We start from the raw sequence: 5,982 nt of genomic DNA, 5'->3' as shown, positions 1-5,982 counted from the left end.
CACAGCGTAGCCGGTGCACAATCGGGAAGATGGGCCCAGAAACCGCGACACCCCACGTCCTTACCGACGACGCACTCGCCCGCATCGACGCCTACTGGCGAGCCGCGAACTACCTGTCGGTCGGCCAGATCTACCTGCTGGACAATCCGCTGCTGCACCGACCGCTGACACGTGATGACGTCAAGCCGCGGCTGCTGGGACACTGGGGCACCACTCCGGGGCTCAACCTCGTCTACGCCCACCTGAATCGGGTGATCCGTCACCGCGACGCCAACGTGCTCTTCGTCACGGGGCCTGGTCACGGTGGGCCCGGACTGGTGGCCAACGCCTACCTGGAGGGCACCTACAGCGAGGTCTACACCGACATCGGCCAGAACGCCGACGGCATGCGAAAACTGTTCCGGCAGTTCTCCTTTCCCGGTGGCATACCGAGCCATGTCGCGGCCCAGACGCCCGGCTCCATCCACGAGGGCGGCGAACTGGGTTATGCCCTGGTGCACGCCTACGGGGCGGCGTTCGACAATCCCGATCTCGTGGTGGCCTGCGTGGTCGGCGACGGCGAGGCCGAAACCGGGCCGCTGGCCGCCAGCTGGCACTCCAACAAGTTCCTCAACCCTGCCGTCGACGGCGCGGTGCTGCCGATCCTGCACCTCAACGGCTACAAGATCGCCAACCCGACCGTGCTGGCCCGCATCCCGAGCGCGGAGCTGGAATCTCTGCTGCGCGGCTACGGCTACCGGCCCATCACGGTCGCCGGCGACGACCCGGTCGACGTGCACCGGCAGCTGGCTGGCGCGCTCGACGACGCGTTCGAGGACATCGCGACGATTCAGCGCGCCGCACGCGGCGGCGCCAGCACGGATCGGCCGGTGTGGCCGATGATCGTGCTGCGCACCCCCAAAGGGTGGACCGGCCCGAAAGTGGTCGACGGCAAGCAGGTGGAAGGCACCTGGCGGTCGCATCAGGTTCCGCTGGCCGAGACACACGACGACTCCGGACACCGCGCCCAGCTGGAGGAGTGGCTGCGCAGTTACCGGGCCGGCGAGCTCTTCGACGATGACGGCGCCCTGCGGCCGGAGCTGCGGGCGCTGGCGCCGGCCGGTGATCGCCGGATGAGCGCCAACCCGCACGCCAACGGCGGGCTGCTGCTGCACGACCTGGACCTGCCGGACTTCCGCGACTACGCGGTCCCGGTGCCGCAGCCCGGTGTGCAGACCCACGAGGCCACCCGGGTGCTGGGCACGTTCCTGCGCGACGTGATCCCGCGCAACCCCGACCGGTTCCGGCTGATGGGCCCCGACGAGACCGCCTCCAACCGGCTGTCCGCCGTCTTCGAGTCCACCGGCAAGGTGTGGCTGTCGCAGACCCTGCCCGGCGACGAACTCCTCACCCCGGACGGCCGGGTGATGGAGGTGCTCTCCGAGCACCTGTGCCAGGGCTGGCTGGAGGGCTACCTGCTGACCGGCCGGCACGGCCTGTTCAACTGCTACGAGGCGTTCGTGCACATCGTCGACTCGATGCTCAACCAGCACGCCAAATGGTTGGCCACCAGCCGCGAGCTGGCGTGGCGGCGGCCCATCGCGTCGCTGAACTACCTGCTGAGTTCGCACGTGTGGCGCCAGGACCACAACGGCGCCTCGCACCAGGATCCCGGCTTCATCGACCTCGTCGCCAACAAGCGGCCCGAGGTGGTGCGGGTCTACCTGCCGCCGGACGGCAACACCTTGCTGTCGGTGGCCGACCACTGTCTGCGCAGCCGCGACTACGTCAACGTCATCGTCGCCGGCAAGCAGCCCGCACTGGCGTACCTCGACATGGACTCCGCGATCGCCCATTGCACCCGCGGGCTGGGCGTCTGGCCGTGGGCCGGCACCGCCGAGGGCGAGCCCGACGTGGTGCTGGCGTGTGCCGGCGACGTCCCGACGCTGGAGACGCTGGCCGCCGCCGACATCCTGCGCCGCGAACTGCCCGATCTGGCCGTGCGGGTGGTCAACGTGGTCGACCTGATGCGGCTGCAACCCGACTCCGAGCATCCACATGGCATGTCGGACAGGGAGTTCGACGCGTTGTTCACCCGCGACAGGCCGGTCGTCTTCGCCTACCACGGCTATCCGTGGCTTATTCACCGGCTCACCTATCGGCGCGCCAACCACGGTCACATCCACGTGCGCGGCTACAAGGAGCGCGGCACCACGACCACGCCGTTCGACATGGTGATGCTCAACGACCTGGATCGGTTCCACCTGGTGATGGACGTCATCGACCGGGTGGACGGGCTGGCCGGGCGAGCCGCGATACTGCGTCAGCAGATGGCCGACTCCCGGCTGGCCGCCCGCCGCTACACCCGCGAGCACGGCGAGGACGCCCCGGACATCGTCGGCTGGACCTGGAACTCCGACAGTCGCTGAACCGCGACACAGCCGCCACCGGGCAGCGCCGTGCGTCGCTCCTTTGGCGGTGGTGGGCTCCGTCGCACCGGCACCGCCCGGCTGAGGTCACGCCAGCAGCACCGCCGCGCCCGCGATGCGGCCTTCGCTGAGATCGGACAGTGCCCGATCCGCATGCGCCAGAGGATATTCCGGTGTGGTCACGGTGATGTGATGGTGTCCGGCGAAATCGAGGAAGGCTCGCGCGTCGGCGCGGGTGTTCGACGTGACCGACCGGATCTGGCGCTCCTGGAACAGGTGGCGCTGATAGTTCAGGCTCGGGATGTCGCTGAGGTGGATGCCCGCGATGGCCAGCGTGCCACCGCGGTCCAGGGCCTGCAGCGCCGGCAGCACCAGATCCCCGACCGGGGCGAACAGGATCGCGGCGTCCAGCGGCACCGGCGGCGGATCGGCGGCGCCCTGCGCGGACGCCGCACCCAGCGCCAGCGCCAACTCCCTGGCCCTGGCCCCGCGCGTCATGACGTGCACCTCGGCGCCCTGCGCCAGCGCCACCTGCGCGGTGATGTGCGCGCTGCCGCCGAACCCGTACAAACCCAGCCGACCACCGGGCGGCAGCTCGGCGCGCAGCAGCGACCGGTAGCCGATGATACCCGCGCACAACAGGGGGGCAAGCTCGCTGTCGCTGTATCCGCTCGGCAGCTGGTGAGCGAATGCTGCAGGGACGGTGGTGAATTCGGCGTAGCCGCCGTCGGCGTCCCAGCCCGTGTAGCGGGACTGCGGGCACAGGTTCTCGTCGCCGCGCCGGCAGTACCCGCATGTCCCGCAGGTGTGCCGCAGCCACGCTATCCCGACCCGGTCGCCGACGGCGAAGCCGTCACCGGCGTCCGGGCCCACCGCTGAGCCCACTTGGATGACCTCCCCGACCACCTCATGCCCGGGGATCACGTGGTCGCGGTGCACCGGCAGGTCACCCTCGGTGACGTGCAGGTCGGTGCGGCACACCCCGCACGCGTGCACGGCCACCAGCAGCTCGGATGGCTGCGGTTGGGGTACTTCGGTGGTAACCCGTTGCAGCGGATCGGTTTTCATCGGACCGGGCCGGCGCACCCGCCAGGCTTTCATGGTCACCGCGGCTGGCCTGGACGTCATGACTCCATCATGCCGCTACTGCGGCAACGCAGTAGCCCGTCAGGTTCCCCGACGGACCAGCCCGAGGATCCACAGCAGGACCACCGAGCCGAGGGTCGCGGTGAACAGCGTGAACCACCAGCCGCCGGCGGCGGTGTCGACGAAGAAGCTGAGCAGGAAGCCGCCGATCAGTGCGCCGGCGACGCCGATCACGATGTTCATCAGGATGCCGGCTCCGCCACCGCGGACGATCTTGCCGGCGATCCAGCCGGCGAGTGCGCCGATGATGACGTAACCGATCCAACCGACGCTGGTCAGCGTCGTCGAACGGGCAAGAATGTCAGTCGCTGCCATGACGTCCATCAGGATCTCCTTGCTCTCGCTCCCGGTAAGCGCGCTGCTGAACCGTCATTTCGGTGTACCACGTCGACGTAACGATTCGGGCTGCGTATCGGACACAGTCGAAGCACCGTCCCGGGCTGGTGCGTGCGCCCGGCGGGTGGCGGATCAGGCGGGCAGGGCGCCGCCCGGGGCGCGCGGAGCGTTCTCCGCGGCCGGTTGGCCGGGAGGCGGCGGAGCACCCGGGGCCGGAGCCGCGGGAGCCGGTGCACCCGGAGCCGGTGCACCCGGGGCCGGAGCCGCGGGAGCCGGCGCACCGGGAGCCGGAGCCGGGGCGGGCGCCGGCGCACCCGGGGCCGGCGCTGCGGGCGGTGGCTGCAGCGGGCGGATCGACTCAGCCAGGATCGTGGCGCCGCCTTTGTCGACGGGATCGTTCGCGGTTCCCAACCACACGACGAACCAGCGCTGTTTCTGGGCGGCCTGCGCGGCCTGCCCGGCGTTCGGGGCGGAGGGGCCGATCACGCCGGCCCAGATCTGGCCGTTCGGCTTGGACGTGTCGCTGAACCTGACCTCGTAGTACGACGCCGCCCCGGTCATCCCGTTGGCGTTCAGCTGCGTGTTCTCCTGGTTGAAACGGGTCCCCGGATACGGCAGGAAGAACTCACCCATGTCCGACGCCAGCCGGGTCGCGGCTTTGGTGTTGTCGGCTTCGGCGCTGGCATACAACTTCTGGTCCAGCCTGCCGAGTACGACGCGGGTGTCGTTGGCGACCTGCGTCGGCTGGCCCGGCACGGCCTGCCCGATCTCCTTGCTCAGCAGTGCCGACCCGTAATCGAGGTGGGTGGCATCAGATTCCACCCAGCCGTCCGGCACGACGTAGCTGAACCCACCGACCGGGTTGTCGACCCGCGCCGGCTCGGGCGCATTGGGGTCGGCGACCGGCGGTGGTGCGTTCGGGTCGGTTCCCGGCGGCGCCGCCACCGGGTCGTCTGCGGGCGGCGCCGCGTCGGGACCACCCGGCCCCGGGGCGCTGTCCGGTGCGGCGTTGGGATTGACCGGCGCGGGCGCGGTCGCGGTCGGTGCCGGCGGTGGTGGCGGCGCCGGATCGGCAGTTGCCGTCGTCGGCGGTGACGCGATGGTGGCGTAGCCGGCAGCCGCTATCGCGGCGAGCGCCAGCGCTGCCCGAAGGCCCCGACGACGTCGACGCCGTTTCACGGTCGATTCCAGCTGGTTCATGGCGAAAAACCTACCGTGTTACACCCGTGACGCAAGTGTGGATTGCTGTGAATGTGATTGGGTGGCGGGGCGTTGCCCACACGGTCTCGCATCACCCGGTGCGATGGTCGGCCGGTGCCGGGTACAGGGTCACCTGCAGAGCGTCGGCGACGAACACGACCCGCTCTTCGAGTGAGAGCAGCGCGGCGGCCAGCAGTCGGCCAATTCGCGGCCGTGTCGCGGCCAGGAACGTTTGATCCGTTGCTACCGTCCAGTAACATATCTGCAGCACCCACGTCGGCTGCGCCGAAAGTGTGCGGGCCACGGCGTGGTGCTGACGCTGACAAGAAGGAGGCCCTGGCGTGGAGGTGCTGGTCACCGGAGGCGACACCGAACTGGGTCGAGTCGTCGCCGAAGGCTTTCGGGAGGCCGGCCACCGGGTGACGGTGACGGGAAAGCGCCGCGACGACCTCGAAGTCACCGCCAAGGAACTCGACGCCGACGCGATCGTCTGCGACACCACCGACCCGGCAGCCCTCGCCGACGCGCAGGAACTGTTCCCGCATCACCTCGACACCATCGTCCACGTGCCGGCGCCGCGCTGGGACGTCGGCGACCCGCGCGGGTACTCGCTGCCGGATCTGGCTGCGGCGTGGCGCAGCGCCCTCGACGCCATCGTGCTCTCGGCGGTGCTGACCGTGCACGCCGTCGGTGATCACCTGCGTTCCGGGGGGTCGGTCGTCGCCGTGGTACCCGAGAACCCGCCGGCGGGCAGCGCCGACGCCGCCGTCAAAGCCGCGCTGGCGACCTGGGTCGCAGGGCAGGCGACGGTTTTCGGCACCCGGGGGATCACCGTCAACGCGGTCGCCGCGGGCCGCTCCGCGCAGCCCGGCTACGAGGGGCTGACCGGCTC

6 protein-coding genes are annotated in these 5,982 nt (G+C 70.3%); 2 read left to right on the top strand and 4 right to left on the bottom strand.

Translation table 11 applies throughout. From position 1 onward, the window contains the following. Nucleotides 1-29 precede the first annotated feature (29 nt). Nucleotides 30-2,408, top strand: coding sequence for a phosphoketolase family protein (locus ABDW21_RS16005; protein WP_343603047.1), 2,379 nt, complete (start codon nt 30-32; stop codon nt 2,406-2,408). A gap of 87 nt (nt 2,409-2,495) precedes the next feature. Here ABDW21_RS16005 and ABDW21_RS16000 read toward each other — a convergent pair whose 3' ends face one another. The 4 genes from ABDW21_RS16000 to ABDW21_RS15985 form a co-directional block, all read right to left on the bottom strand. Continuing rightward, on the bottom strand, nt 2,496-3,536 hold the full coding sequence (locus ABDW21_RS16000; protein ID WP_343710733.1) for a zinc-binding alcohol dehydrogenase family protein: 1,041 nt from the start codon (nt 3,534-3,536) through the stop codon (nt 2,496-2,498). A gap of 39 nt (nt 3,537-3,575) precedes the next feature. Beyond that, nucleotides 3,576-3,878: a GlsB/YeaQ/YmgE family stress response membrane protein gene (locus ABDW21_RS15995; RefSeq protein WP_343603049.1), complete on the bottom strand. Its 303-nt coding sequence runs from the start codon at nt 3,876-3,878 to the stop codon at nt 3,576-3,578. Nucleotides 3,879-4,022: 144 nt separating this feature from the next. Next, nucleotides 4,023-5,090: an alanine and proline-rich secreted protein Apa gene (locus tag ABDW21_RS15990; RefSeq protein WP_343603051.1), complete on the bottom strand. Its 1,068-nt coding sequence runs from the start codon at nt 5,088-5,090 to the stop codon at nt 4,023-4,025. Nucleotides 5,091-5,181: 91 nt separating this feature from the next. Then, on the bottom strand, nt 5,182-5,394 hold the full coding sequence (locus ABDW21_RS15985; RefSeq protein WP_343603053.1) for a hypothetical protein: 213 nt from the start codon (nt 5,392-5,394) through the stop codon (nt 5,182-5,184). A gap of 37 nt (nt 5,395-5,431) precedes the next feature. Here ABDW21_RS15985 and ABDW21_RS15980 point away from each other — a divergent pair. Then, nucleotides 5,432-5,982: SDR family oxidoreductase (locus ABDW21_RS15980; RefSeq protein WP_343603054.1), on the top strand; the 551-nt coding region annotated here is incomplete at its 3' end.

It is taken from the genome of Mycobacterium sp., from assembly GCF_039583805.1.
Taxonomy (GTDB): domain Bacteria; phylum Actinomycetota; class Actinomycetes; order Mycobacteriales; family Mycobacteriaceae; genus Mycobacterium.
This window is presented reverse-complemented; position numbering and strand designations above follow the sequence as displayed.